At 70.6% G+C, this 24875-nt stretch carries 18 protein-coding genes, 1 tRNA gene and 1 pseudogene; 8 read left to right on the top strand and 12 right to left on the bottom strand.

Going from position 1 to position 24875, the window contains the following annotated elements; translation table 11 throughout:
- The first annotated feature begins 179 nt into the window (after nucleotides 1–179).
- From SAVERM_RS23915 to SAVERM_RS23885, 7 genes are all read left to right on the top strand, one after another.
- Nucleotides 180–518: a hypothetical protein gene (locus SAVERM_RS23915; RefSeq protein ID WP_010986056.1), complete on the top strand. Its 339-nt coding sequence runs from the start codon at nucleotides 180–182 to the stop codon at nucleotides 516–518.
- Between the two features lie 115 nt (nucleotides 519–633).
- Nucleotides 634–993: an ANTAR domain-containing protein gene (locus SAVERM_RS23910; protein ID WP_037649140.1), complete on the top strand. Its 360-nt coding sequence runs from the start codon at nucleotides 634–636 to the stop codon at nucleotides 991–993.
- Between the two features lie 752 nt (nucleotides 994–1745).
- Nucleotides 1746–2402 (top strand): hypothetical protein, encoded by a 657-nt coding sequence (locus tag SAVERM_RS40375; protein WP_244905201.1) that lies wholly within the window; start codon nucleotides 1746–1748, stop codon nucleotides 2400–2402.
- On the top strand, nucleotides 2402–3277 hold the full coding sequence (locus tag SAVERM_RS23900) for an ANTAR domain-containing protein (protein WP_010986053.1): 876 nt from the start codon (nucleotides 2402–2404) through the stop codon (nucleotides 3275–3277). The genes SAVERM_RS40375 and SAVERM_RS23900 overlap by 1 nt, the downstream gene beginning before the upstream one ends.
- A gap of 83 nt (nucleotides 3278–3360) precedes the next feature.
- Entirely contained in the window at nucleotides 3361–4077 is a 717-nt protein-coding gene (locus SAVERM_RS23895) for a GAF and ANTAR domain-containing protein (protein WP_010986052.1), read from the top strand.
- 168 nt (nucleotides 4078–4245) lie between these two features.
- The gene (locus tag SAVERM_RS23890) at nucleotides 4246–4599 is read left to right on the top strand and encodes a hypothetical protein (protein WP_048894225.1); all 354 of its coding nucleotides are present in this window, start codon (nucleotides 4246–4248) and stop codon (nucleotides 4597–4599) included.
- 285 nt (nucleotides 4600–4884) lie between these two features.
- On the top strand, nucleotides 4885–5109 hold the full coding sequence (locus SAVERM_RS23885; RefSeq protein ID WP_010986051.1) for a hypothetical protein: 225 nt from the start codon (nucleotides 4885–4887) through the stop codon (nucleotides 5107–5109).
- A gap of 304 nt (nucleotides 5110–5413) precedes the next feature.
- On the opposite strand, the gene SAVERM_RS23880 is transcribed toward SAVERM_RS23885, so the two are convergent.
- Nucleotides 5414–5749 carry a hypothetical protein gene (locus tag SAVERM_RS23880; RefSeq protein ID WP_048894226.1) on the bottom strand — a complete coding sequence of 112 codons (336 nt, stop codon included), beginning with the start codon at nucleotides 5747–5749 and terminating at the stop codon, nucleotides 5414–5416.
- Nucleotides 5750–5820: 71 nt separating this feature from the next.
- Here SAVERM_RS23880 and SAVERM_RS40370 point away from each other — a divergent pair.
- Nucleotides 5821–6447: pseudogene (locus SAVERM_RS40370) on the top strand (tyrosine-type recombinase/integrase); the annotation flags it as partial.
- A gap of 50 nt (nucleotides 6448–6497) precedes the next feature.
- Here the strand turns inward: SAVERM_RS40370 and SAVERM_RS23875 are convergent.
- From SAVERM_RS23875 to SAVERM_RS23825, 11 genes are all read right to left on the bottom strand, one after another.
- Nucleotides 6498–6571: transfer RNA gene (locus tag SAVERM_RS23875), tRNA-Thr, on the bottom strand.
- Between the two features lie 108 nt (nucleotides 6572–6679).
- Nucleotides 6680–8281, bottom strand: a complete 1602-nt coding sequence (locus tag SAVERM_RS23870; RefSeq protein ID WP_010986048.1) for an alpha/beta hydrolase — start codon at nucleotides 8279–8281, stop codon at nucleotides 6680–6682.
- A gap of 135 nt (nucleotides 8282–8416) precedes the next feature.
- Nucleotides 8417–9622 carry a DNA polymerase III subunit delta' gene (locus SAVERM_RS23865; protein WP_010986047.1) on the bottom strand — a complete coding sequence of 402 codons (1206 nt, stop codon included), beginning with the start codon at nucleotides 9620–9622 and terminating at the stop codon, nucleotides 8417–8419.
- A 209-nt stretch (nucleotides 9623–9831) separates the two neighbouring features.
- Nucleotides 9832–13053, bottom strand: coding sequence for a dTMP kinase (gene tmk, locus SAVERM_RS23860; RefSeq protein ID WP_010986046.1), 3222 nt, complete (start codon nucleotides 13051–13053; stop codon nucleotides 9832–9834).
- Nucleotides 13054–13271: 218 nt separating this feature from the next.
- The gene (gene topA / locus SAVERM_RS23855; protein ID WP_010986045.1) at nucleotides 13272–16100 is read right to left on the bottom strand and encodes a type I DNA topoisomerase; all 2829 of its coding nucleotides are present in this window, start codon (nucleotides 16098–16100) and stop codon (nucleotides 13272–13274) included.
- Nucleotides 16101–16382: 282 nt separating this feature from the next.
- Entirely contained in the window at nucleotides 16383–16580 is a 198-nt protein-coding gene (locus tag SAVERM_RS23850) for a hypothetical protein (RefSeq protein ID WP_037649134.1), read from the bottom strand.
- 140 nt (nucleotides 16581–16720) lie between these two features.
- A complete protein-coding gene (locus SAVERM_RS23845) occupies nucleotides 16721–18949 on the bottom strand; it encodes a serine/threonine-protein kinase (protein WP_010986043.1) in 2229 nt (742 codons plus the stop codon).
- Between the two features lie 190 nt (nucleotides 18950–19139).
- Nucleotides 19140–20660 carry a N5-glutamine methyltransferase family protein gene (locus SAVERM_RS23840; protein WP_037649132.1) on the bottom strand — a complete coding sequence of 507 codons (1521 nt, stop codon included), beginning with the start codon at nucleotides 20658–20660 and terminating at the stop codon, nucleotides 19140–19142.
- A 184-nt stretch (nucleotides 20661–20844) separates the two neighbouring features.
- Complete coding sequence (locus SAVERM_RS23835) at nucleotides 20845–21441, bottom strand: hypothetical protein (RefSeq protein WP_010986041.1); 597 nt, start codon at nucleotides 21439–21441, stop codon at nucleotides 20845–20847.
- A gap of 216 nt (nucleotides 21442–21657) precedes the next feature.
- Nucleotides 21658–24063, bottom strand: coding sequence for a sodium-translocating pyrophosphatase (locus SAVERM_RS23830; protein WP_010986040.1), 2406 nt, complete (start codon nucleotides 24061–24063; stop codon nucleotides 21658–21660).
- Nucleotides 24064–24377: 314 nt separating this feature from the next.
- Nucleotides 24378–24818 carry an ATP-binding protein gene (locus SAVERM_RS23825; protein ID WP_010986039.1) on the bottom strand — a complete coding sequence of 147 codons (441 nt, stop codon included), beginning with the start codon at nucleotides 24816–24818 and terminating at the stop codon, nucleotides 24378–24380.
- Nucleotides 24819–24875: the final 57 nt, after the last annotated feature.

The following is a 24875-nucleotide window of genomic DNA, read 5'->3' as shown; positions in this document are numbered from 1 at the left end:
GCCCAGTTCCATCGCCCCCCAGGGAGCGCACCGTGCGAGGTTCCGTTTCAAGCGGCCGTCCACGCCGGACAGTTCGCGTGACGTGGCCCGCTGTCCGTGCCCCTCGGGCAGGGCTACGCTGTCGGACAAGGCCCCAGTCCCCGGTACCGATGACGTGTTCCGTTCCGGGGAGGCCCACCGTGTTCGTCCTGCTTCTCATCCTCGTCGTGATCTTGTTCGGTTTCCTCAATCCCATCTGGTGGGTCGTCGCGGCCGTGTTGGTCTTCGGCTTCGGCCGGTCCGGCCGAGGAAGCAACCGGAGTCCTGGCGGCAATTCCGGTTCAGGGGAGTACCGGGAGTACGGGGAATACCGGGAGTACCGGGACCACAGGGAGCGTCAGGACCGCTGGGACCGTCGCTACAGCCGCCGGCACCGGGCACGCTGGAACCGCGAGGATCGACGGGACAGTGAGGACCGGCGGGCGCGTGAGAACCAGCGGGCGCGTGAGAACCGGCGGGCGCGCGAAGACCGTAGGTGATCAATGCGGTGGCCGGGTAGCCGGGTGGCCGGGGGGGGGAGCAGTCGGCGCGCCGCCGACCGCTCACGGACAAGCGACTACGACTACAACTACGACTGCGTTGTGGGGTAGGCACATGCACCAAGGGACCACGTACCGCGAAGAACAGCAGGCGATACCAGCCGCGGTCTCGGCGGGAGATACGGCTTTGGTGGCCGAGGTCGCCGAACTGCGCGCCAGAAACACGCAGTTGGGCCGGGCGCTGGCGAGTCGGCCGGTCATCGACCAGGCGCGGGGCATGGTGATGGCCCTGGCGCCGTGTTCCAGTGAGCGGGCCTGGGACCTGCTGGTGGACGTTTCGCAACGCTGCAACCTCAAGCTCCGGTACGTGGCTGCCGCCCTGGTCGCCACGACGAAGGGCGAGGTGCTCCCGGACCAGGTCCAGCGGGAGCTCGGCCGGGCACTGCGGCGCCTTCATACAGCAGACCGGAGATGACGAAGCGCGCGCCCTGCGGGCGGCACCGGGAGCTGTGAGCTCAACTCTCCGGTGCCTTCGCCCGGGCCGACTGCCGGACGCCTCTCCTGGGTTGCCCGCCTCGCGCATCCCAAACCGTCCGGCCGAGGACGGTGCGAAACAGCGGCGGCCGGGAACAGTAGCGGTGCGAAACAGCGGCGGCCCGGAACAGCAACGGTGCGGAACAGCAGCGGTCCGGAACAGCGGCGGCCCGGCAGGGTCCGCAACAGACGGCTGTCCCGATCCCGTCGAGCCGTACCGCGATCGGACGACCAGATCCCGACCGTCCACGGACGGCGATCCGGCGTGGCCGAGAGCTATGCTGGGTGGCGACGTCCCAGACCCCGGCGGCATGTGGTTGCTCCACACAGATGGCTGCGGGCAACGGGCTCTTGGTCCGGTCACCCGGCGCATCGCCCCGGAGGAAACCGGACCGTTTCCACGTCCGGCGCGGAAGGTGCCGGACCGGCCGCCGCTCCGCCCGCCTCCGCCGAACGTACGCCCGACCGTAGCGGAAGCGCGCCAAGAGGGGCCGGAAGCCCGGCGCCCCCTGTCTTCGCTGTCCGGGACGGTCTCCAGAACCGAGGCGTCATGCCCCTACCGCAGTTGAACGTCGACCTCATGGTCCTCCTCACCGCTGCCTCGGGAGGTGCGCGGTGACGGCCCGGCGGAGGCGTACCCAGGAGCCCGGTGACAGCGAGCCGTCCGGCGGGGGCGCGGTGCGCTTGCGCCGGGTGAACCGCCGGCTGGTGGAGGGGCTGCGCGAGGAGCTGGCGGATCTGTATATGCAGTGCTGCGCAACGGCGGCCACCGCGGAATCGCCCGGAGAGAGAACACCCGGAGAGAGAACACCGGGAGAGAAATCGCCCGGAGAGAAATCACCCAGGGGCGCATACCGCCGGCCCGATCGCTCACGCTTCCTGACCCGTCTCACCGCGGACATGCGCCGGCCCGGGTTCGCCATGGTGCTCGCGGAGGTGAACGGACTGGTGGGATGCGCCTACGGATTTCCGGTACGCGGCGACGGCTCATGGTGGCTCGATTCCGACGACGCGCTGCCGCTCGGCATGGAACAACTCACCCGGTCCGGCCGCGCTTTCGCGTTCACCGACATTCTGGTCCGGCCGCCGCCGCAAGGCCGGGAGCTGGCCCGTCGATTACAGAAACGGCTGCTGACCGACCACCGGGCGTCGCTCGGCGTGACATCGGTGGATCAAGCGGATGTCACGACCCTCGCCGTCCTCCGCTCGTGGGGATGGCTGGACGCCGGAGACGTCTGGAGGCCGGCCGGCCCCACGGTGTTCCGCGTACTGATCCTCCCCTTCGGGGAACAGACGCTCGCACGGCCGGACGGACTCGCCCGCCATGCCTGGACGAGGTGGCCCGACTGATGCCCGACAGCCGTTCAGCCCATATCCGGCTGCTGGTCGCCGAGCAGGCGGCCGTACGTGGTGCGCGGGTCGGCGTGGTGGACGTGTGCACCGCGGCGGTGGTCGCGCTGCCGATCGGCGGGGCCGGACTGTCCGCGATGTCCAGGGGCAGGGCGAGCCACCCGTTGTGCAGCACCGACCACATCAGCGAACAACTGGAGGAGCTACAGCTCACGCTGGGCGAAGGGCCCTGCGTGGATGCGTTCACGCAGGGCTCGGCCGTCCTGACACCTGATCTGCGGACCGGGGAACTCCAGAACCGCTGGCCCTTGTTCGTCGACGCCGCCCTGAGCGCCGGAGCACTCGCCGTCTTCGCGCTCCCCCTTCAGGTGGGGGCGATCAGCCCCGGAGTTCTGGACCTGTACGCCCAGGTCCCAGTGCGGTTGGACGCGGAAGAGCTGGCCGACGCGCTGGCGTTCGCCGATCTCGCGACCCTGGTGCTGCTCGACGCGCGGATCGACGAGACGGGCGGGCCACCCGGCGGACCCATCGAGGACCTCGGTGCCTACCGGGCGGAGATCGACCAGGCCACCGGCATGCTCACCGTCCAGCTCGGCGTCGGCATCGAAGAGGCCTTCGTCCGCCTCCGCGCCCACGCCTACGCCCACGAACGCCGCCTCGCCGAGGTGGCCGCCGACCTGGTCGCCCGTCGCCTCCGCTTCTCCCCCGGCACCGAGCCGGTCCAGGACCCCGCCGATCCCCATGGCGACGACGAACCGTTCGACGACCCCGATCCCCGCGCCCCCGACCCCCATGGCGACGCCGATCCGCATGATGCCGATCCGCATGACGACGACGATCCCCGCGACGACGACGATCCCCGTGACAGTGCTTGACGCCCTCACACGCTGCGCGGACGCAATGCGCCGCCCTTCCCGCCCCATCCCGGCGGGAACAGTCTCAACAGAGGTGCCACACGATGAATCAGCAACTCCTGGCCAAAACCTTCGTCGAGTTGGCGGACAACCTGGTCGCCGACTTCGACCTGATCGACTTCCTTCGCCTGCTGACCGACCGCTGTGTCGGCATGCTCGACGCGAGTGCGGCCGGCGTGCTGCTCGCGGACCGGAACGGCGAACTCCGCGTCATGGCCGCCTCCGACGAACAGGTACGCCTCCTGGAACTCTTCCAGCTCCAGAACGACGAAGGTCCCTGTCTCGACTGCTTCCGCACCGGCGCGCCCGTGACAGTCCCCGACCTGAGCGCCGTCACCGCACGCTGGCCGCGCTTCGCCGTACAGGCCCGCCGCAGCGGGTTCGGGGCGGTCCAGGCCCTGCCGATGCGCCTGCGGGACGAGGTCGTCGGCGCCCTGAACCTCTTCCGCGCCACCCCGGGCCCCTTCGACCCGGCCGCCACACCCCTCGCCCAGGCCCTGGCCGACGTCGCCACCATCAGCCTGCTGCAACAGCGCACCGCACACCGCAGCACCGTCCTCAACGAGCAGCTTCAGACGGCGCTGAACAGCCGCGTGCTGATCGAACAGGCCAAGGGAAAGCTGGCCGAACGCCAGGGCGTAGACATGGAACGGGCCTTCACCGCACTGCGCACCTACGCCCGCGCCCACAACCGCCGGTTGTCCGACGTGGCCCGCGCCTTCATCGACAACTCCGAGCCCCTCACCGGCCTGGGTTCCTGACCGCCGCCCAAAGCCCGCCGAACCAACGCCCCCCGGCACCCCACGGCCACACACGAACCCGTCCGTCATGGACACACGCAACCGCTTGACTCACAGTCAGCCGTGGATGTCAGAGGCCTCGTCGACAGGGCAGGAGACGTGTCAGGCCTGCGGTGAATGATCCCGGGTATGGGATACGAACTGCACATGACGCGCGCCTCGGACTGGTTGGACAGCGAGGAACGCCCCATCTCGCTGCACGACTGGCTTGAGTTTGCACACAACAGCGCGGCACTTCGGCAAGAAGGCCACCTCGACCTGCACAGCGTAGGCCGGCAGCCGGTGTTCACATGGGGCAGCCTTGACAGCGTCGCGGTCGGGCTCCATTGGTGCGAGGGACGAGTGATTCTGTCCGGGGCCCACGCACCTGGTGCGGACCTGGTCGGCTTGGCTGACCTCGCAGCCGGACTGTCCGCGAAGCTGATCGGCGACGAGGGGGAGCAGTACCCGGGATCTGTCCGCCGCGGCAACGAAGAGCCCTGAGCTTGGGAATCACCGGGCCGTCACGGAGGGGGTTGACGCTGACCAGCGCAAACGGCCTCTGGTGATTAATCGCGAGGCGTCGCGCTTGACTGCTCTCGACCGCTGGGATCCGCTCTTTCTGGCACGGATGTGGCACGGGCTTCCATCCGCTCTGACGGGTCGCGTCACCGACCCCGCACCCGACAGCAATGTCAACCGAACGGCCCAACATGACGTGTCGCCCACATGGATGAACAATTGGCTGAGTAGCGTCCCAACCGAGGCAATCTGTGAAAGGCGAACCAAATGCGCATTCGACGAATCCTCGCCGCAGTCTTCGCCACGGCAGCCCTCGCCGGACTCGGCCTCACAGGCGCCGCCACCGCCACCGCCAGCGTCACCCCGGCCAGCGTCACCCCGGCCAGCGTCACCCCGGGTGAGTGCACGGACGGCGGCGGAACGATCGATCGGTCGACGCCCGTGCTCCCGACCTGCAGAGGCGGTATGTACAACGGGCAGACGGTCGACTAAACCCCACTAGGGCCCGTTGTGAAAGTGGATCGGCGCCCCACAGCCACGCGTTGCGGGGCGCTCCCTCGCGAGCGTTCCCCCTCGGCTGACGGCTCAACGTACCTGGGAGGCGTGACGATCGCACACGGGCCCGATGAGGTCGGCGGGAGCGGCTTTGGGCTGGAGCCGCCATGGGGCGAGAGATCGGGGCCCGTACGCTGGTCGCGAATCGGGCAGTCTCTGGACCTGCCCGCAATAGCCCGGTGTGGGCCCCGATCTTCGAGGCTCGCCCCATGGTGGCTGCCTGAAGCCCAAGACCGGGAAGTTAGGGGCTGGCGGTGCTGGTCAGCAGGGTGACGTCGGTGGTCACGGTTGTTTTGTGCCCGACGCTGCCCTTGGTCTTGTTGTAGGCGTAGGGCGACAGGGTTCGTTTGACGCAGCGTGGGCTGGTGCGTGAACGGCGCCTGACGGGTGCGAGGTTGCGGACGTGGACCAGGGCTGAGACGAGGTCGGCCGGGTCCGGGGTTCTGGCGGTGATTACAGTCAGACGGACGGTGTGCAGGGCTGTGGTCAACGACAGCCGGTCCGGGTCGAGGTGAGCGGTGGTGGCGGCTTCGGCGATGGCCTGCTGGCTGGCCTGGTAGAGCACCAGCAAGTGCATAGAGTTCCTGCTCGACGCCGTCCACGGTGCGTGAACGCAGGACACGGTCTGCTCCGCGCAGGGTCACCTTCCTGCACCGGTTCGAGCCGTGCCCGCCGACGTGCACGACGCACCGGAACTACACGCGAGGGTGCCCGCAGCCCTGCACAAAGGACTGCACGCGGCACGCGAGCGCGTGCCCGGAACGCAAGGGCGGAGGCCTCGCCTTCACCCGCCCCAAGACCAAGAAGAGCCGGAACGAGGTGCCGATCCCGCCGCCGTTCATCCCCTACCTGCTTGAGCACAAGGCTCAACAGGGCGGAGCAAGGGGCGCTGCGGGTGAGTTGCGGCAAGAGAACGACGCGGTATTCACACGCCCGGACGGCCGACCACTCGACCCCCGCGCCGACTGGGAGGAATTCAAGGAACTGCTCGAAGAGGCGGGCATCAGCGATCGGCGCCTGTACGACGGGAGTCGCCACACTGCGGGCACGATCCTGAACGAGTTGGGGGTGGACATGCCTACGATCATGGAGATCCTCCGGCACACGCAGATCAGCCAGACACGCCGCTACGTGAAGGGTCGGTCCACCCTCTCGAAGGACGCCATGCGTCGCATCGGCGACGTCTTCCTGCCCGAGCCGGAACCCACTACTGAGACCAGAACTGAGACCCTAGACAGCAAGGCAGCCCGCGCCCGACGTCGGCGCCGCGTCCGCCAAAAGCAAAAGCCCCAGATCACGGCGAGTGAGTTCTGGGGCTTCCACAGAGCCGCCTTCGGGATTCGAACCCGAGACCTACGCATTACGAGTGCGTTGCTCTGGCCATCTGAGCTAAGGCGGCGCGCTGTCCGCACTATGGTGCGATCAGCAACGTCGGTAAGTCTACACAGTTTCGTGGGGTGCTCCGCACACCCCCCGGAGGCGGCCCCTCCGGGGGCTGCGGCAGGGCCTATGAGCAGCGCTTTCCCTCTGTCGGCGGGGTGCCCCGGAGCAGGTACGCGTCGATCGCGGAGTCGATGCACGTGCTGCCGCGGCCGTACGCCGTGTGGCCGTCGCCGTCGTACGTGAGCAGCCTCGCGGAGGACAGCTGGGAGGCCAGCGACTGCGCCCAGCGGTAGGGGGTCGCCGGGTCCCGGGTCGTGCCGACCACCACGATCGGCGCCGCCCCCTTCGCCTCGATGCGATGCGGTGCCCCCGTCGGCTTCACCGGCCAGTACGCGCAGTTCAGCGAGGCCCAGGCCAGCCCGTCGCCGAAGACCGGCGACGCCTTCCCGAACGACGGGAGCGCCTTCTCCACCTGGTCGGGCGTCGAGAACGCCGCCGGCAGGTCCAGGCAGTTCACCGCCGCGTTCGCGAACATCAGGTTGGTGTATTTACCGTCCGGGTCCCGCTCGTAGTAGCTGTCCGAGAGGGCGAGCAGACCCGCCCCGTCCTTGTCCTTCATCGCCGAGGTGAGCGCCTCGCGAAGCTGCTCCCAGGCCCCCTCGTCGTACATCGCCGCGATCACGCCCGTCGTCGCCAGGGACTCGCCCAGCTTGCGGCCGTCCGCGTCGCCCGTCGCGATGGGATGCGCGTCCAGCTGCCGGAAGAACGCCTTGAGGTTGTCGCCGGCCTGCTCGGGAGTGGTGTGCGCACCACCGAGCGGACAGTCCGTGCGCCGTACGCAGTCCTTCGCGAAGGACTGGAACGCCGTTTCGAAGCCCGCCGTCTGGTCCTCGTTCAGCTTGCGGGCGGACAGGGAGGGGTCCATCGCACCGTCCAGGACCATCCGACCCACGCGCTCCGGGAACAGTCCCGCGTACGTCGCCCCGAGGAACGTCCCGTACGACGCCCCTACGTACGTCAGCTTCTGGTCGCCCAGCGCCGCGCGCAGGATGTCCATGTCGCGGGCCGCCTCGACCGTGGACACATGGCGCAGCAGCTCCGGCGAGCGCCGGCCGCACCCCTCCGCGAAGTGCTGGTACGCGTCGACCAGTTGGTTCGTCTCCCGCTGGTCGTCCGGGGTCATGTCCGTCTGCGTGAACGTGTCCATCTGGCGGCCGGTGAGGCATTCCACCGGCTCGCTGCGGGCCACGCCCCGCGGGTCGACGGCCACCATGTCGTAACGAGCGCGCACCTCAGCGGGGTAGCCGATGCCCGCGTACTGCTGGAGGTAGCCGACCGCCGAGCCGCCCGGGCCGCCCGGGTTGACCAGCAGCGAGCCGAGGCGCTCGCCCGGTCCCGTGGCCTTCTTGCGGGCGACGGCCAGGCTGACGTCGCCCGAGGCCGGCTTGGCGTAGTCGAGGGGCGCCTTCATCGTGGCGCACTCGAAACCGGGGACACCGCAGCTGCGCCAGGTCAGCTTCTGCCCGTAGTACGGCGCCAGCGTCGACGGCGTGGACCGGGGCAACGCGGCCAGCGCCGCCTCGGCCGTCGTCCCGGTCGAACTCCCGGAGGAGCAGGCGGAAAGGAGCAGCGCGGCGGCGGCGAGGAACACGCCCCCCGTCCGCGTCGAACGTAGGGACCGGGACCGGAGGAGGCGGGACTGCCCGGAAGTGCGCCTGGTGTCCATCTCGTGAGCGTAACCCTGAGCGATGGATTGATCGCTATCGGTGGCGGATGAACTTCGTACGAGTGATGGCGTCAACGCGTCCAACTCCCTCGACCCGCTGTCGTCCCCCCTGAGGTCCCGAGGACGCCACGGCCCTCACCCCGCCCGCAGTGCCATCGTCATCGCCTCCACCGCCAGCAGAGGGGCCACATTGCGGTCCAGGGCGTCCCGGCACGCGGCGATCGCGTCGATGCGGCGGAGTGTGGCCTCCGGTGAGCTGCCGCGGGCGAGGCGCTCCAGGGCGTCCTCGGCGTCCGTGTTGGCGAGGGCCAGGCGGGAGCCGAGCTGGAGGGCGAGGACGTCGCGATAGAAGCCCGTCAGCTCGGTCAGGGCCAGGTCCAGGCTGTCGCGCTGCGTACGCGTTCTCCGGCGCTTCTGCTTGTCTTCCAGGTCCTTCATCACGCCCGCGGTGCCGCGCGGCATCCGACCGCCCTGTGCCCCGCCGAGCGCCGCCCTCATCTCCTCGGTCTCCTTCACGTCGACTTCCTCGGCGAGCTGCTTGGAGTCGGCCGTGGCGGCGTCGACCAGCTCCTGGGCCGCCTTGAGGCAGCCGCCGATGTCCTCGACCCGCAACGGCATTTTCAGCACGGCGGCCCTGCGCTCCCGCGCGCGCGGGTCGGTGGCCAGGCGGCGGGCACGGTCGACATGGCCCTGCGTGGCGCGGGCCGCGGCGTACGCGGCCTCCGGCTCGATGCCGTCCCGGCGTACGAGCATGTCCGCGACGGCGTCCACGGAAGGTGTGAGCAGGTTCAGGTGGCGGCAGCGGGAGCGGATCGTCGGCAGGACGTCCTCCACGGAGGGGGCGCACAGCAGCCAGACCGTGCGGGGGGCGGGCTCCTCCACTGCCTTCAGGACCGCGTTGGCCGACTTCTCGTTCAGCCGCTCGGCGTCCTCCACGAGGATCACCTGCCAGCGTCCGTTGGCCGGAGACGTGAACGACTTGCGCACGGTGTCCCGCATGTCGTCGGCGAGGATCTGCGTGCCCACGGCGGCGACCGTGCTGACGTCGGCGTGGGTGCCGAGCAGGGCCGTATGGCAGCCGTCGCAGAAGCCGCAGCCGGGGATGCCGCCCAGCGCGCGGTCGGGGCTCACGCACTGGAGCGCCGCGGCGAAGGCACGCGCGGCCGTGGTGCGGCCCGCGCCGGGCGGGCCCGTGAACAGCCAGGCGTGCGTCATCTTCGACGCCTCGGGCGGCGGAGTGCCGGCGGTGGCCGCGGTGACCAGGGCGTCGGCGTCACGGGCAGCCGCGGCGAGCTGCTCGCTCAGCTTCTCCTGGCCCACCAGGTCGTCCCACACGGGCATGGGGCACCACCGTTCCGTCGCACGTCCGTCGCACTTCGCCCTACCTCACCCATTGTGCGGGTAGCCACTGACAACGCGTCCGCCGACCGCGCTCAGCCCCGGCCGACCCGGCCACGGGCCTGTCATACGGGCCTGTCATACGTATGGGGCCGTACATATCCGTACGACCCCATACAAACCGGCATACAAGCCGGCACACCCCGTACGCCTCAGCCCCGACGGCCGCCCGGCCCGCGCTCGTCGTCCGTGTCGTCGTCGCGCGGGCCCAGCAGCTCGTCCGCCAGCGTGGGCAGATCGTCCAGCGGGGTCTCCTCCGCCCAGTCCGAGCGGGGCCGCCGCCGCGCCACGCCCTCACTGTCGACCTGCGGAAGCTCGCGCGTACGGTCGTCGCCCGCGTCGGGCCGCCCGGCCGGACGCTCGTCGCGGAAGAAGCCCGGCGGCACCCGGTCCGACGGGTCACCCGCACGCCCGCCCGGCCCCGCGTCCCGGACGGGAGGAAGCACGGCCGTCTCATCGGCGGCGCCCGACGGCACCGGCGGCAGCACCGTGGTCTCATCGGCCGCGCCCTGAGGCTCCGGAGGCTTCGGCAGCGTGGCCGTCGTCTCCGAGTCCGCCGCACCCGGCCGCACCGGCGGCAGCACGGCGGTCTCGTCCACCGGCCCACCCGTCGCGTTCGACGGCGTCACCACCGGCGTCGGAACGGTCGTCTCGTTCTCGGACGGCCTGGACGGCCTGGACGGCGAAACCCCGGCACCGGCGACCTTCGGCGCATCGGGCCTACCAGGCGCGACCCCGGTGGACGCGGAAGCCGCGGCCGTCGTGGCGGCAGCCGCCGCCTCCGCCGCGGCCCTCCGGGCCTCCTCCGCCCGCAGCAGCGCCTCCTCGGCCTTGCGCTGCTTCTCCAGTCGGCGTTCCTCGGCCTCGGCCCGCAGCCGCTCCTCCTCCGCGGCCTGCTTGCGCCGCCGTTCCTCCGCGACGCGCCTGCGCTCCTCCTCGGCGGCCCGCGCCTGCTCCTCCGCGAGGAGCCGCACCCGCTCCTCCTCGGCACGCCGGCGCGCTTCCTCAGCCCGCTGCCGGGCCTCCTCCGCCTGCCGTTCGGCCTCGCGCCGCTGCGCTTCCTCCAGCTCGCGCTGCTTGCGCTCCTCCTCCTCGGCCCTGAGCTTGGCGAGCTGCTCCAGGCGCTCGCGCTCCAGCCGCTCCTCCTCGGCCTTGCGCGCGGCCTCCTCCTCGGCCTTGCGCCGGGCTTCCTCCTCCGCCTTGCGCCGGGCCTCCTCCTGGGCCCGCACCTCGGCCTCGGAGAGAGGCAGCAGCGTGTCGAGCCGGTGCCGGATGACCGTGGTGACCGCCTCGGGCTCCTGCCCGGCGTCGACGATCAGATAGCGCCCGAGGTCGGCGGCGGCCAGCGTGAGGAACCCGGACCGCACGCGCGCGTGGAACTCGGCGGGCTCCGACTCCAGCCGGTCCGGCGCCTCCGTGAAGCGCTCCCGCGCGGTCTCCGGCGCGACGTCGAGCAGCACCGTCAGATGCGGTACGAGACCGTTCGTCGCCCATCGTGAGATCCGCGCGACCTCGGTCGGGGAGAGATCGCGGCCCGCACCCTGGTACGCCACCGAGGAGTCGATGTACCGGTCGGAGATCACGACCGCGCCCCGCTCCAGCGCCGGCCGCACCACCGTGTCCACGTGCTCGGCGCGGTCGGCCGCGTACAGCAGCGCCTCGGCCCGGTGCGAGAGCCCGGCGGAGGACACATCCAGCAGGATCGACCGCAGCCGCTTGCCCACCGGCGTCGCGCCCGGCTCACGGGTCACCACGACCTCGTGCCCCTTGGCCCTGATCCACTCGGCGAGGGCCTCGGCCTGCGTCGACTTCCCGGCCCCGTCGCCGCCCTCCAGGGCGATGAAGAAACCGGAAGCGGCCGAGGTCTGCACCGGGTCGTCACCGCCGCGCAGCGCGTCCCGCAGATCGTGCCGCAGCGGCACCCCGGAGCGGTCGTCGACCTTGGCCAGCACGAGCGCGGCGACCGGCAGCAGCAGCGCGCCGACCAGCATCAGCGTGAAGGCGGCGCCGCCGTGCGCGAACACGAACTTGCCGTTCTCCAGCCGATGCGGCCCGATCGCCGCCGCCACAACGGGCGCGACCAGGGCGGCGACCGCCACGAAGACCCGTACGACCGCGTGGAGGTGTTCGGTGGTCCGCGCGCGCCGGTATTCCTCGGCCTCCTGGTCGAGCAGGGTGTGCCCGGTGTTCGCGGCGACACCCGCGCCGACACCGGCGAGGCCCACGATCAGCAGCACGGTGGTGACGTCCGGGACGAGTCCGGCGGCGAGCAGCGCGATCCCGGTGAAGGCGATCGCCAGGGCGAGCAGCCGGCGCCGGGACAGCGACGGGAGCACCGAGGGCGCGGTGCGGATACCGATGACGACACCGCCGGTCAGCGCGAGCACCAGCAGCCCGTAGGTCACCGGCCCGCCGCCCAGGTCCTTGGCCTGCAGCACGGAGACGGCGACGGCGGCCGCGATCGCCGCGGCGACGGCCGCGCAGGCCAGGACCAGATGCGGGATCGCTCCGGTGCGCCCCTTGTCGATGCCGGTGCCCGTCTTGGGGCGGCGCAGGCCCTCGAGCGGCGACCGCGCGCGCGGGGTGCGTACGTCCGGCAGCTCGACGAAGGTGATCACCGAGAGCGAGGCCGCGAACAGGCCGGCGGCGACATACGAAGCGAGCGCCGCCTGGTGCTGGGCGAACCAGTCGATCCCGGCGCCCAGCAGATTGTTGAGCAGCGACACGACGACGAGCGTGGCGGCCGCGAGCGGCACCGCGACGAATCCCGTGCGCAGCGACAGGCGGCGCAGCGCGTCCATGTGGTCCGGCAGCGGGCGCACCGTGGCGCCCTCGAGCGGGGGCGCGGGCAGCAGCGCGGGCGCCGCGCTCTCGCGGCACACCGTCCAGAAGCGCTCGGCGACTCCGGTCACGAAGGCGGTCACCAGGAGGACGGCGAGCGCGTCGTCCGGCGTCCAGTCGATCCACAGGGGGGCGACGATCAGGAGCGCGGCGCGCACCCCGTCCGCGCCGATCATCGTCCAGCGGCGGTCGAGCGGGCCCTCCTGCGAGGTCAGCGAACTGAGCGGGCCGAGCAGTACGGCCCCGAAGAGCAGGGTGGCCAGCACGCGTGCCCCGAAGACGGCGGACACGGCCAGGGCGACTCCCCGGTAGTCGCCGCCGAAGGAGCCCTCGACGATCGCCGCCTGAAGGGCGAGGACGACCAGGGTGAGCAACGCCAGTGCGTCGCCGACTCCTCCCACGAGTTGCGCGCTCCATAGCCGCTTCAGCTGCGGCCGGCGCAGCAGGGAGCGGACGGCACGCTCGCGGGAGTCTGCGACCAGGGCGTCGTCGGGGGCGGGATGGTGGGCCGTTGGCTGCTCGGCTCGCGTCATCCTGACAGCCTATCCGGCGGCGGGGCCTCCCCGGAGGGGCGGCCGAACATGTGGACGCCTCCACACCAGAAGGTGTGGAGGCGTCCACAATTCACAGAAGCGTGCCCACCGTGCGGGCCCACCATGAGGGCTCGCCGTGAGTGCTCGCCGTGAGGGATCACCCAGGGGCACTCGCACCCCTGTGGGCGCCCTCACCGGCGCTCAGCCCTCCGTCGGACTCAGTCCTCGGCCGCGGCCTTGGAAGCCGTCGTCTTCTTGGCGACCGTCTTCTTGGCCGTCGTCTTCTTGGCGGCCGTCTTCTTCGCCGCGGTCGTCTTGGCGGCCGTCTTCTTGGCCGGTGCCTTCTTCGCCGGCGCCTTCTTGGCCGGTGCCTTCTTCGCCGTCTTCTTGGCGGGGGCCTTGGCCCGCTTCTCGGCGAGCAGCTCGTAGCCGCGCTCCGGAGTGATCTCCTCGACGCTGTCGCCGGACCGCAGTGTCGCGTTGGTCTCGCCGTCGGTGACGTACGGCCCGAAACGGCCGTCCTTGACGACGACGGGCTTCCCGCTGACCGGGTCCTCGCCCAGCTCCTTCAGCGGCGGCTTGGCGGCCGCACGGCCACGCTGCTTGGGCTGGGAGTAGATCTCCAGCGCCTCTTGGAGGGTGATGGTGAAGAGCTGGTCCTCGGACTGCAGCGAACGCGAGTCCGTGCCCTTCTTCAGGTACGGCCCGTAGCGCCCGTTCTGCGCGGTGATCTCCACGCCCTCGGCGTCCTTGCCGACGACGCGCGGCAGGGACATCAGCTTGAGCGCGTCGTCCAGCGTCACCGTGTCCAGGGACATCGACTTGAACAGCGAGGCGGTACGCGGCTTGACCGCGTTCTTGCCGGTCTTCGGGGTGCCCTCGGGGAGCACCTCGGTGACGTACGGGCCGTAGCGGCCGTCCCTGGCGATGATCTGGTGGCCCGTCGCCGGGTCGGTGCCCAGCTCGAAGTCGCCGCTCGGCTTGGCGAGCAGTTCCTCCGCGAGGTCGACGGTCAGCTCGTCGGGCGCGAGGTCCTCGGGCACATCCGCGCGCTGGTGGTTCTCGGAGTCCTTCTCGCCGCGCTCGATGTAGGGCCCGTAGCGCCCGACCCGCAGCACGATGTCGTTGCCCACGGGGAACGACGACACCTCGCGGGCGTCGATCGCGCCCAGGTCGGTCACCAGTTCCTTGAGGCCGCCGAGGTGGTCCCCGTCGCCGTTGCCGGCGTCCGCGGCACCGCCCGTGCCCGCGCCCTCGCCGAAGTAGAACCGCTTCAGCCACGGCACGGCCTGCGCCTCGCCGCGCGCGATGCGGTCGAGGTCGTCCTCCATCCTGGCGGTGAAGTCGTAGTCGACGAGCCGCCCGAAGTGCTTCTCCAGGAGGTTGACCACGGCGAACGACAGGAAGGACGGCACCAGGGCCGTGCCCTTCTTGAAGACGTAACCGCGGTCGAGGATCGTGCCGATGATCGACGCGTACGTCGACGGGCGGCCGATCTCGCGCTCTTCCAGCTCCTTGACCAACGACGCCTCGGTGTAGCGGGCCGGGGGCTTGGTGGCGTGCCCGTCGACCGAGATCTCCTCGGCAGACAGCGGGTCGCCTTCGCCGACCTGCGGCAGCCGGCGCTCGCGGTCGTCGAGCTCGGCGTTCGGGTCGTCCGCGCCCTCGACGTATGCCTTCAGGAAGCCATGGAAGGTGATCGTCTTGCCGGACGCGCTGAACTCGACGTCACGGCCGTCGGCCGCCGTGCCAGCGATCTTCACCGTGACCGAGTTTCCGGTCGCGTCCTTCATCTGGGAGGCGACGGTCCGCTTCCAGATCAGCTCGTAGAGCTTGAACTGGTCGCCGGTCAGGCCCGTCTCGGCCGGGGTGCGGAAACGATCACCCGAGGGGCGGATCGCCTCGTGCGCCTCCTGCGCGTTCTTGACCTTCCCGGCGTACGTGCGCGGCTGCGCCGGCAGGTAGTCGGCGCCGTACAGCTGCGTGACCTGGGCACGGGCCGCGGCGACCGCCGTGTCCGAGAGGGTCGTGGAGTCCGTACGCATGTAGGTGATGAAGCCGTTCTCGTACAGCTTCTGCGCCACCTGCATGGTCGCCTTCGCCCCGAAGCCGAGCTTGCGGGAGGCCTCCTGCTGGAGCGTCGTCGTACGGAACGGGGCGTACGGCGAGCGGCGGTACGGCTTGGACTCGACCGAGCGGACCGCGAAGTTCGTGTTCTCCAGGGCGGTGGCCAGCGCACGGGCGTTGGTCTCGTCCAGGTGGAGCGTGTTGGCGCTCTTCAGCTGCCCCAGCGAGTCGAAGTCGCGGCCCTGGGCGACCCGCTTGCCGTCGACCGTGGCCAGGCGGGCGACCAGGGACGAGGGGTCACTGGCGTCGCCGGCGCGGCCGGTGCCGAAGGTGCCGGTCAGGTCCCAGTACTCGGCGGAGCGGAAGGCGATGCGCTCGCGCTCCCGCTCGACGACCAGGCGGGTCGCCACGGACTGGACCCGGCCTGCCGACAGGCGCGGCATGACCTTCTTCCACAGGACCGGCGAGACCTCGTAGCCGTAGAGACGGTCGAGGATGCGGCGGGTTTCCTGGGCGTCGACCATGCGCTGGTTGAGCTCGCGCGGGTTGGCGACGGCGCTGCGGATCGCGTCCTTGGTGATCTCGTGGAAGACCATCCGGTGGACCGGGACCTTGGGCTTCAGGACCTCGAGGAGGTGCCACGCGATGGCTTCGCCCTCGCGGTCCTCATCGGTGGCGAGGAAGAGCTCGTCGGAATCCTTCAGCAGGTCCTTGAGCTTCTTGACCTGGGCCTTCTTGTCGGCGTTGACCACATAGATGGGCTGGAAGTCGTGCTCGACGTCCACGCCGAGGCGGCGCACCTCGCCGGTGTACTTCTCCGGCACCTCCGCGGCACCGTTGGGGAGGTCGCGGATGTGCCCGACGCTCGCTTCGACGACATAGCCGGGGCCGAGGTAGCCCTTGATCGTCTTCGCCTTGGCAGGCGACTCGACGATGACGAGTCGGCGGCCGCCGTGTGCGGTGTCGCTGGTCGGGGACAACTTCGCTCTTCTCTCCGGTCGACGCAGGGGGTCTCTCCCCAGGCCTTGATCCCGGGGGTCGGGTCGTGCTGACGCTGCGGAGTGTGACGGTACATCCCGCCCCCGTGTCAAACGGGAAAAGCCCGCAACGGCCACTCGAACGGTAACCCGACTACCGCCATTCCTGCCGCCCGGCGTCGCCACCAGCCCTGTCGCCCCTATCCGGAGGGTGACTTCCCAGTTACTGGAGCGGCGGCCGTCCGGCGGCCCGGACCCGGCCCGAAGCCCTGAACGACCGGCCTGTCAGAGGTGCGTGAAGCACCACGCGCCGAGGACGAGGGCGGACACCGCGGCGAGACCCGCGAGGGTGGCCGATGCGACGGGGTTCACATCGTGGGCGACAGGGGCGCGATGCCGGACCCGGCTCACGGTCCAGGTCAGCAGCCCGCCGCCGAACAGGGCGAATACCGTCCCCGCGAAGATCGCCGGTCCGCTCTCCATGCCCCACTTCCTCCCGTCCCGGCCGGCTCTCCGTGAGCTGTCCCCCGGAGAAACCCGGCCCAGGAACGGGAGGCTGGCACGGGCGGGAAGCGGACGCGCGAACCCCGGGTGAACGCAGGGCGGACGCACCGTGTCACGGCTCATACCGCGCCGGGCGCGGATATCTTCCCGCTCGTCTCGGCACCGTCGGAACGACGCACCGTGCACACCACCTTGTCGAATCCGTCGTTCCAGTCCTCCTTGTCGGCGACCCAGCCGAACACCTGACGCGCGGGACCCGGCGCCCAACTCGACTCGAACTTGTTGCCGCAGAGCTTGTTGCCGTTGTCGACGCCCTTCTTGTAGTCCATGTTCTTCGGCGCGGACACGGCACCGATGACCTGGTCGGTGTGCGGCTGGGCGCAGTCGCTGAGCGGCGCCTTGTAACTGTCCTTCTCCTCCTTGTAGATCCAGCAGTCGCCGATGCTCATCTGACCGACCCACAAGTCCGTGCCCGTGTCGCGGAAACGGCCCACCTCGCCGCCTATCGCGGCATGGCGGCCGAGTACGAGACATGCCGTACCGCCGCTGGCCGCGGTGAAGCCCTCCTTGGTCGGCGCAACGGCGTAGACACCCGCGTCGGGCAGCGCGTCGGCGGTGGCCTGGCTCTGGCCGGCGCAGCGCCGGGCACCCCGGTCGCGGGCGTCGGCGTAGTCGGTGGCCGTGTCGACCGCGACCACTTGACCGTCCGGCCAGTCGTCGGCGCAGTCCACGACGCCGAGGTTGGGCACGGACTTGAAGGCCGCCCCCGACCACACCGCCCGGACGCAGTCACCGGCCTGCAACGGCTCCGTGAGACCGACCTGTTCGCCGTACGGCAGCACCGGTCCCGCCGGCTTCGTGGACTGCGGCCCCGACACCGGTGGTGACTTCTTGGCCCGCTGGCCCGTCGTGCCGCCCCCGTCGCCCGTCGGCCCGCCGGTCAGCGAGAGCGCGGCCCAGATGCCACCGGTGACCACGAGGGCGGCGGCCACAACGAGGGCCACGAGGGCGGCCGCCGACTTCCTGCGGGGTGACGGCCGGGGTGGGAAGTACGCCGGACCACCCTCGTACGCCGCGGGGGCACCCGTCCCCGCGTAGGGCGACGAGGGGCTGCTCGCGTACGGATTCCCGGGGTCGTACGGGCCACTCGGAGGCGTCGGCCGCCAGGGGTTGTACGCCGACGGGCTGCCCGGAGGCGTACCAGGACCGCCCGCCGGTGTCTGTGGTGTGTGCGGGGTATGCGGGGTCCGCGGCGCACCCGGTGTCTGCGGCGTCCCGGGAGCCGAAACCTGCGGTGCTCCTGGTGCCCCCGGTGCCGTGGTCGCGCCCTCGGCCGAGGGCGGACTCACGGACGGCGTGCCGGACGGCGGGCCGAAGCCGTCCGGGGGCGGACCGAAACCCTGCGGAGGCGGACCGAAGCCCTGCCCCACAGAGGGCGCGGACCCCCACCCCGGCGGTGGCCCGAATCCCTCCCCCGGCGCTGCCCGCGCCACCGCCTCCAGGCCCCGCGCGACGGCCTCGGGTGCCAGACGCCGTACCGGATCCTTGATCAGCAGCCCGTGCAGTACGGCGCCCAGTTCACCGGCGCGGACCGGTGGGGTGGGCTCCTCGCCGAGGAGGGCCGTCAGAGTCGCGTACTCGCCGTGCCGGTCGAAGGGACCGCGTCCCTCCACCGTCGCGTAGAGCGTGGCACCCAGGGAGAACAGGTCGGCGGCCGGGGTGGGCGGCTCGCCGCGGGCCCGCTCGGGGGCGAGATAGCCGGGGGTGCCGAGAATGCCGGCGGTGGCGGTCAGCCGGGGCTCGCGGGACTCGGGCTGGAGCGCGATGCCGTAGTCGGTGAGCAGGACGCGCGCGTAGGGGTCGCCCGACGCGTCCGGCGCCAGAAGGATGTTGGCCGGTTTCACATCCCGGTGGAGGATGCCGATCCGGTGTCCCGCGGTGAGCGCGTCGAGGACGGCGACCCCGATCCGTGCGGTCCGCGCGGGGGTGAGGGGTCCCGACCGCCGTACGACCGCCTGAAGGTCGATCGCGTCCGGCACGTGCTCCATGACGATCCACGGCAGCCCCTCGTGCACCACCACGTCGTGCACCGTCGCCACGTGCGGGTGGCCGCGCAGCCGCGCCGCGTTGCGGGCCTCGCTCCGCGCCCGCGCGATGCGCTGCACGGGCTCGCTCGCGTCGATCGGCAGGTCCGGCAGCGCGATCTCCTTCACCGCGACTTCGCAGGCCAGCTCCGCGTCGTACGCGAGCCAGACCCGGCCCATGCCGCCCGCGCCGAGCGTCCGCAGCAGGCGGTACCGCCCGCTGATGATCCGGCCTTCGCCCTGCTCCGGCGTCTCCCCCGCCATCGCGCCTCCCCCGAGACAGCGCGCCTCCCCCGAGGACGCGTGGATTCTGTCTCTTGAAGGTAGCTTCGCACGCACCACTGACAGGAGCCCTTTTGCGGACCAATCCCGTCAAAGCGGGCGCATGCGGCTCAGTGGTGCGGACCCGCCCCAGCGGCTTCGCACGGCAGTGCCGACGCGCCCCGGCCCGGGGTCACTCCACCGGATCCAGGAACCCCTGCTCCACCAGCAGCCGGATCTGGGCGGGCGTGCGGTCGCGCAGCAGCACGGGGTCCTCGCCGACCAGTTGGGCGATGGCGTCGAGGATGCGCCCGGCGCTCAGGGTGCCGTCGCACACACCGGCGAAGCCCGCCCCGACCGTGTCCACCTTGGTGGCCCGGCGCATCCCGCGGTGCTGGCGCAGCACCACGTGCTCGGGGTCCTCGGCACCGGGCAGGCCGACCTGTTCCTGGACGACCTCGGCGGCGAGCTTGAAGTGCCCGGCGAGCAGGGCCGCGTCGTCCGTCGCCCGCAGATAGTCGACGCGGTCGAAGTGCGCGCGCACGGCCTCACCGAGCGGCTGTTCGATGGAGTGCGGCCATTCCTCGACCGTCACCGAGGGCTCGACCGCGCCCGTCTTCCGCAGGGTGATCCAGCCGAAGCCCACCGACTTGACCTTGCGCGCCTCGAACTCGTCGAGCCACGCGTCGTACCGCGCCTGGTACTCGACCGGGTCGCTGCGATGGTCGCCCGCGTCCCGGAGCCACAACTCGGCGTACTGCGTGACGTCCTGCACCTCGCGCTGCACGATCCAGGCGTCGCAGCCGCGCGGCACCCACGAGCGCAGCCGGTCCTGCCAGTCCTCGCCCTCAACGTGCTGCCAGTTGGCGAGGAACTGCGCGTACCCGCCCTCGGTCAGCCGGTCGCCCGCCTGCTGGACGAGTGTGCGGCACAGGTCGTCCCCGCCCATCCCGCCGTCGCGGTACGTGAGCCGGGCGCCCGGAGAGATCACGAAGGGCGGGTTCGACACGATCAGGTCGTATGTCTCGTCGGCGGCGATCGGCTCGAAGAGGGAGCCCTCACGCAGGTCGGCGGCCGGTGCGCCGGAGAGCGCGAGGGTGAGCGCGGTGGTGTGCAGCGCGCGCGGGTTGAGGTCGGTCGCGGTCACGCGCGTGGCGTGCCGTGCGGCGTGCAGTGCCTGGATCCCGGAGCCGGTGCCGAGGTCGAGGGCGGCGGCGACGGGGGTACGCACGGTGATCCCGGCGAGCGTGGTGGACGCCCCGCCGACGCCGAGGACGACGCCCTCGTCCCGGCTGCCGATCCCGCCCGCCCCGCCGACCGCGCACCCCAGGTCGGAGACGATGAACCAGTCCTCGCCGTCGGGCCCCCCGTACGGCCGGATGTCGACGGCGGCGGCGACCTCGTCCCCGCCGACGCCGGTCAGCCAGCCGGCTTCCAGGCAGGCGTCGACGGGCAGGACGTCCGCCACGCGCGCGTGCGGCACGGGCTGCTGCAACAGAAACAGCCGCACGAGCGTTTCCAGCGGCGTGTCGCCACGGGTGGCCCGCAGGGCGGGCACGACCTCGCTGCGGGCGAGCGCCGCGTACGCGGGAGCGCCGAGCAGCTCGAGCAGCCCGTCGGCGGTGAAGGAGGCGCCGAGCAGGGCGTCCCGCAGCCGGGCGGCGACGTCGGGACGGTCGGCGGAGGGCAGGGGCGACAGGGCGGAGTTACTCACGCCCCCATTGTGTCCGTTCCTGCCGACATCGCACGCCCTCCTGTGGACAACCGAAGGCGGTGTGGGCACGCACGCGTACCGGCACCTCCTTCGGCTGTCCGGACGATCGCCCTCTTCAGGCCGGCTCTCCTCAGCCCTGCGTCCCCTTCAGGCCGGCTCTCCTCAGCCCTGCGCCCTCTTCGGGTCAGCCCTTCGTCGCCGAGGCCGGCGCCGACGCGGACTTGCAGCTCGCCTGCTGGGCCATCGCCTTGCCGACGTCGCCCTCCTCGAGGTTGTTGAGGGCGTCGCTGCCGCTCTTGCTCAGCTTCTCCAGCTGGGTGGCGACACCCTTGAGACCGTCGGCGAACTTCGCCTGGTTCTTGGTGTCGAGCTCGTCCGTCTGCTTCTTCAGGTCGGCGTAGGCGGAGGACAGGTCGTCGAGTTCCTTGACCGCGTTCGCCTGCTTGGTCTTGCCGTTCTCGACATCGGGGGCCCCGGCCTTGTCGACGGCGTTCGCCATCGCCTTGTAGGCGTCGGAGATGTCCTGGAAGGCCTGCGAGTCGGTCTTCTGGACGTCGGCGGGCGCGCTGTTGTCCGAGGTCTCCTTCTGGATCGCGGTATTCGCGGCCTCGATCTTCTTCGCCTGTGGCTGCACCGCGTCACAGACCTGCTTGGCCCAGGAGTTCAGCTTGTCGCTGCCACCGTCGTCGCTACTACTGCATCCCGACAGCGCCAGTACCAGTACCGCACCGCCGGACAGCGCGGCCGCGAGCTTCTTGTTCACCGGATTGGTCCCTTCCATGGCTCTCGGCCCCGGAACATACACGCCAAGTGGGCGACGACCGTATGTCGAACGTCCGCTTAATAACCTATTGAAGCCATTTGCACCAAGCGAGAGAAGGCTCACGGAAAGGGCGCGAACATGAGCAGGGCGAGCGGACGGCGCGTCAGTGCGCGCCGCCTGCCCGCCCGTTGGCCCGTATCTGACCAGGCATGAGGCCAGGTGTCGTAAGACGGCCTACGAAACCACCGCTGGGTCAGCCGACTTGGTCACCCGCTCCGCGTTGCCTTCGTCACCCACGGCGATCCCACGCCGCTTGGAGATGTACACCGCGCCCACGATCACAAGGATCGAGAGCACGGCGATGGCGATCCGCACGCCGAGGTTCTTGTCCTCGCCGTACGAGAACTTGACGACCGCGGGCGCGATGAGCAGCGCGACCAGGTTCATCACCTTCAGGAGCGGGTTGATCGCGGGTCCCGCGGTGTCCTTGAACGGGTCGCCGACCGTGTCGCCGATCACCGTCGCGGCGTGGGCCTCGCTGCCCTTGCCGCCGTGGTGGCCGTCCTCCACGAGCTTCTTCGCGTTGTCCCAGGCACCGCCGGAGTTGGCGAGGAAGACCGCCATCAGCGTGCCGGTGCCGATCGCGCCCGCCAGATACGCGCCGAGCGCTCCGACACCGAGCGTGAACCCGATGGCGATGGGCGCCAGCACGGCGAGCAGACCCGGAGTGGCCAGCTCGCGCAACGCGTCCTTGGTGCAGATGTCGACAACCCTGCCGTACTCGGGCTGCTCCGTGTAGTCCATGATCCCGGGGTGCTCGCGGAACTGCCGCCGCACCTCGTAGACCACGGCCCCCGCGGACCGCGAGACCGCGTTGATCGCCAGCCCCGAGAAGAGGAAGACGACCGCGGCGCCCGCGATGAGGCCGACCAGGTTGTTGGGCTGAGAGATGTCCATCATCAGGTTCATCGGAGCACCCGCGCCCGAGACCTTCTCGCCCACGTCGTTCGCCGCCGTGGTGATCGCGTCCCGGTACGAGCCGAAGAGCGCCGAGGCCGCGAGGACGGCCGTGGCGATGGCGATGCCCTTGGTGATGGCCTTGGTGGTGTTGCCCACGGCGTCCAGGTCGGTGAGCACCTGCGCGCCCGCGCCCGTGACGTCACCGGACATCTCGGCGATGCCCTGCGCGTTGTCGGAGACCGGACCGAAGGTGTCCATCGCGACGATCACGCCGACCGTGGTGAGCAGACCGGTGCCGGCCAGCGCCACCGCGAACAGCGCCAGCATGATCGACGTACCGCCGAGCAGAAACGCCCCGTACACGCCGAGGCCGATCAGCAGGGCGGTGTAGACGGCCGACTCCAGACCGACGGAGATACCGGCGAGGACGACGGTGGCGGCGCCGGTGAGCGAGCTCTTGCCGATGTCCCGTACGGGTCGTCGGGTCGTCTCGGTGAAGTAGCCGGTCAGCTGCTGGATCAGGGCGGCCAGCACGATGCCGATCGCCACCGCGACCATCGCGAGGATCCGCGGATCGCCGTCCTTGGCCCGGATCGCCACGTCCGTGACTCCGTCGAGGTCGGCGTACTTCCCCGGCAGATAGACGTAGACGGCCACGGCCACCAGGGCCAGCGAGAACACCGCGGAGACGAAGAAACCACGGTTGATCGCGGACATGCCGCTGCGGTCGGCGCGGCGCGGGGCCACGGCGAAGATGCCGATCATCGCGGTGAGTACGCCGATCGCGGGCACGATCAGCGGGAAGGCGAGCCCGGAGTCACCGAACGCCGCCTTGCCGAGGATCAGCGCGGCGACGAGGGTCACGGCGTACGACTCGAAGAGGTCGGCCGCCATGCCCGCGCAGTCGCCGACGTTGTCGCCCACATTGTCGGCGATGGTCGCGGCATTGCGCGGGTCGTCCTCCGGAATGCCCTGCTCGACCTTGCCGACCAGGTCGGCGCCGACGTCGGCGGCCTTGGTGAAGATGCCGCCGCCGACACGCATGAACATGGCGATCAGGGCAGCCCCGAGGCCGAAGCCCTCGAGCACCTTCGGCGCGTCGGCCGCGTAGACCAGCACCACACAGGAGGCGCCCAGCAGACCGAGCCCCACCGTGAACATGCCGACGACGCCGCCCGTGCGGAAAGCGATCTTCATTGCTTTGTGCGATACGGCGGTGAGATCCTTTTCCGGCTCACCCTCCGCCGGAGTCGCTTCTCGTGCCGCGGCGGCCACACGCACGTTGCTCCGTACCGCGAGCCACATGCCGGTATAACCGGTGGTCGCCGAGAACAACGCGCCGATCAAGAAGAAGACCGATCGTCCGGCGCGCTGATTCCAGTCGTCCGCGGGCAGCAGCATGAGCAGGAAGAACACGACGACGGCGAATACGCCGAGCGTGCGCATCTGCCGTCCGAGATAGGCGTTCGCACCTTCCTGGACCGCCGCTGCGATCTTCTTCATGCTGTCGGTGCCCTCGCCGGCCGCGAGTACCTGGCGCACCAGGATCCCGGCGACCACGAGCGCCGCGAGCGCGACGACCCCGATGACCATCACGATCACACGATTGTCGTCGGTCAGTACCGCGGCTGCGAGAGCAGTGGGGTGGTCAAACTGATGAGGGGTAGAAAGCCCCGCCATTCGTCCTCCTTGACGCTTGGGCTGAGCTCAAGATGTGGACGGATTGTAGGTAGCGGAACCTGATCAAAACAGTGGGCGGTAAACGGAATCAGCCTTCACATGCTCTTCAGCAAATGATCGTCGAGCACACAGGGGGCCCAAAAGAGGTAACGCCTCAAAGGCATTGACGCTTGATCGAATTATCACCTGATTGATCGTGAATCAATTCACGAAAAGGGGTCCGGCGCGCCACGCATGCAAAAAGGGCCCTGCTGAGCAGGGCCCTTCAGGTACCGCGGGTACTACAAGTACTACGGGTACTGCGCGAGGGGGCGTCAGGGAAGGAGCGTGGCCGGCGGCATGGTTGGCCAGCTCATCCTGATCAGTCCACCGTTTTCTCCAGCAGTGACCTCGACATCGTCGACGAGGCCGCTGATGACCGCGAGGCCCATGTCGTCCTCGTCGCCGTCCGCGTCGGGATCCTCGGCGGCGCGCGTGCCCGGCACCCTCTCTCCGGGCGCCGAACGTGGCGCTTCGTCGCCGACCTCGATGGAGAACTGCTTCTCCTCCTCGATCAGCGTCACCCGCACCGGGGACGAGACACCGCTGCTCTGGTGCAGTCCGACGGCTCGGGTGCAGGCCTCGCCCACGGCGAGTCTGACCTCGTCGAGTACGGCCTCGTCCACTCCGGCCCTGCGCGCCACCGCTGCCGCCACCAGTCGGGCGGTCCTGACGTGCTCGGGCAGCGCGCTGAAGCGGAGCTCAACGGTGGCCATGCATCCCCCTCAAACTACGGGCGTGCTGTCAGAGGGCCGGGCCGCCGAGGCCCGGTC

This window comes from Streptomyces avermitilis MA-4680 = NBRC 14893, from assembly GCF_000009765.2.
GTDB classification, from domain to species: domain Bacteria; phylum Actinomycetota; class Actinomycetes; order Streptomycetales; family Streptomycetaceae; genus Streptomyces; species Streptomyces avermitilis.
The sequence above is the reverse complement of the archived record's forward strand: the minus strand, read 5'-3'. Positions and strand labels throughout refer to the sequence as shown.

Excerpts from the sequence above, each read along its gene's own strand:
- SAVERM_RS23910 (WP_037649140.1), top strand. The coding sequence starts at position 634 with ATGCACCAAGGGACCACGTACCGCGAAGAACAGCAGGCGATACCAGCC.
- SAVERM_RS23900 (WP_010986053.1), top strand. The coding sequence starts at position 2,402 with ATGCCCGACAGCCGTTCAGCCCATATCCGGCTGCTGGTCGCCGAGCAG.
- SAVERM_RS23895 (WP_010986052.1), top strand. The coding sequence starts at position 3,361 with ATGAATCAGCAACTCCTGGCCAAAACCTTCGTCGAGTTGGCGGACAAC.
- SAVERM_RS23890 (WP_048894225.1), top strand. The coding sequence starts at position 4,246 with ATGGGATACGAACTGCACATGACGCGCGCCTCGGACTGGTTGGACAGC.
- SAVERM_RS23885 (WP_010986051.1), top strand. The coding sequence starts at position 4,885 with ATGCGCATTCGACGAATCCTCGCCGCAGTCTTCGCCACGGCAGCCCTC.
- SAVERM_RS23880 (WP_048894226.1), bottom strand. The coding sequence starts at position 5,749 with ATGCACTTGCTGGTGCTCTACCAGGCCAGCCAGCAGGCCATCGCCGAA.
- SAVERM_RS23870 (WP_010986048.1), bottom strand. The coding sequence starts at position 8,281 with ATGGACACCAGGCGCACTTCCGGGCAGTCCCGCCTCCTCCGGTCCCGG.
- SAVERM_RS23865 (WP_010986047.1), bottom strand. The coding sequence starts at position 9,622 with ATGCCCGTGTGGGACGACCTGGTGGGCCAGGAGAAGCTGAGCGAGCAG.
- tmk (WP_010986046.1), bottom strand. The coding sequence starts at position 13,053 with ATGACGCGAGCCGAGCAGCCAACGGCCCACCATCCCGCCCCCGACGAC.
- SAVERM_RS23850 (WP_037649134.1), bottom strand. The coding sequence starts at position 16,580 with ATGGAGAGCGGACCGGCGATCTTCGCGGGGACGGTATTCGCCCTGTTC.
- SAVERM_RS23845 (WP_010986043.1), bottom strand. The coding sequence starts at position 18,949 with ATGGCGGGGGAGACGCCGGAGCAGGGCGAAGGCCGGATCATCAGCGGG.
- SAVERM_RS23835 (WP_010986041.1), bottom strand. The coding sequence starts at position 21,441 with ATGGAAGGGACCAATCCGGTGAACAAGAAGCTCGCGGCCGCGCTGTCC.
- SAVERM_RS23830 (WP_010986040.1), bottom strand. The coding sequence starts at position 24,063 with ATGGCGGGGCTTTCTACCCCTCATCAGTTTGACCACCCCACTGCTCTC.
- SAVERM_RS23825 (WP_010986039.1), bottom strand. The coding sequence starts at position 24,818 with ATGGCCACCGTTGAGCTCCGCTTCAGCGCGCTGCCCGAGCACGTCAGG.